This is a genomic window from Desulfofundulus sp. (assembly GCF_049701015.1).
Lineage (GTDB): Bacteria > Bacillota > Desulfotomaculia > Desulfotomaculales > Desulfovirgulaceae > Desulfofundulus.
The window spans coordinates 1-1,718 of record NZ_JBNATZ010000380.1 but is presented as its reverse complement, the minus strand read 5'-3'; the positions used below and the strand labels follow the sequence as shown (position 1 = coordinate 1,718).

The 1,718-nt window shown below is 54.0% G+C and carries 3 protein-coding genes; all 3 read right to left on the bottom strand.

What is annotated here, in order from left to right; translation table 11 throughout:
- Positions 1–302: GTPase (locus ACPLUI_RS14630; protein WP_424660971.1), on the bottom strand; the 302-nt coding region annotated here is incomplete at its 3' end.
- A gap of 36 nt (positions 303–338) precedes the next feature.
- Entirely contained in the window at positions 339–1,172 is an 834-nt protein-coding gene (locus ACPLUI_RS14625) for a carbon-nitrogen hydrolase family protein (protein WP_424660970.1), read from the bottom strand.
- 60 nt (positions 1,173–1,232) lie between these two features.
- Positions 1,233–1,454 (bottom strand): NifU family protein, encoded by a 222-nt coding sequence (locus tag ACPLUI_RS14620; protein ID WP_013821630.1) that lies wholly within the window; start codon positions 1,452–1,454, stop codon positions 1,233–1,235.
- Between the last annotated feature and the right edge of the window lie 264 nt (positions 1,455–1,718).

The window sequence follows — 1,718 nt, the reverse complement described above, 5'->3', positions numbered from 1 at the left end:
TGCACAAGCAGGTCCACCCCCCGGATCCCCTCCAGGAACTGGTTTCCCACCCCTTTGCCCTCACTCGCTCCCCGCACCAGGCCGGGTACATCACTGCACTGTACCTGAGCGTAAATGGTGCGGCGGGGGTTGTACAGCCGGGAGAGAAAATCCACCCGGGGGTCCCTCACCCGGGCCATACCCACATTGGTCTCTGTTTTGCCGGTCATGAAGTTTGAAGTCTGAGCACCGCTCTCGGTAACCAGGTTGAAGATGGTCGTCTTACCCACCATGGGCAGGCCTATAATGCCAAAACTTAACATATGCTCACCCCATTCTCTACTATTCTACCAGAGCGATTACCGGGCGAGCAACTCCAGAGCATAGATATCCGTACGCCGGTGGCGTAACAAAGGCAGTTCCGAACGGATCTTCTCAATTAAATCCAGATCTATTTCAGCGTAGATAATCTCCTCCCCTTCCCGGGCCATGCTTATCACATTGCCCCAGGGATCCACCACCAGAGAGTGGCCATATGCCACATAGGGCGCCATGGGATCCCTGGCTGGCGACGCCCCGATGAAATAGACCTGGTTGTCAACGGCCCGCATGCGGAAAATAAGCTCCCAGTGGGCCGGGCCGGTGGTCATGTTAAAAGCCGCCGGGATCACAACCAGCCGGGCTCCTTTTAACACCATCAACCGCATGAGTTCGGGAAAACGGACATCATAACAAATGGCCACACCCAGCCCCCCCAGTTCGGAGGGAATGACCGTAACCTGATCTCCTGCACTGAGAGTGCTGGACTCCTTAACCGTTAACCCGCTGGCCAGCTGTACATCAAAAAGGTGCATCTTTCTATGCCTGCCGAGCAGCCGCCCGTCCGGGGAAAAAATAAAACTGGTGTTATAAATTCTGCCGCCATCCTGTTCCGGCACGGAACCGCCCACCAGGTAAACCCCTTCCTCCCGGGCTGCCCGGGACAGCATTTGTATACTGGGCCCGTCCGGGTAAGTTTCAGCATACATGGGGAAAAGGCTGGCTACATAAGGGCAGTTGAACATCTCCGGCAGGACCACCAGTCTGGCTCCCTGCTGCCCAGCCCGGGCAATCATTTCCCGGGCGCGTACAAGATTTTTTTCTTTTTCCCGGACTATAGTCATCTGGCATACGGCTACCCTGTACCGCTGCACACGAACCACCCCTTCTTATAGAAAAAACCCCTGCTTTTTGCAGAGGTTCTTTTTCCGGCTTTAAACTTGAATGACTTCTTTAACTTCCGGGATTGCCTGCTTGAGCGACCGCTCAATCCCCATTTTAAGGGTGTAGGTGGACATGGGTCAACCGCCACAGGCACCTTTCAACCTGACTTTCACCACACCATCGGCACCAACATCCACCAGTTCTACGTCGCCGCCGTCCCGCTGCAGTGCAGGGCGTATTTTATTGAGAACTTCCTCAACTTTTTCCCGCAACTTCTTTCTCCCCCTCATTAATCTTCAGTTGAAGCTAGTATTGGTTTGCCCTGAAAAACTTATTCCCGGGCACTTTACCTTACCCTATTTTACCTGTATCCGGTCCCGCTGGCAAGAAGAATTTACATGGATACAGGAAGCTCAGCCGCGGTCCTCCTGAGCAGACCGGGATATCTTCATAGTCTGGCGAAACACGAGGAATTTGAGGCACCGGTAAGAACCTGTTCCATAACGAACACCCGTTTTGCTTCCTTTGCGCTCAAG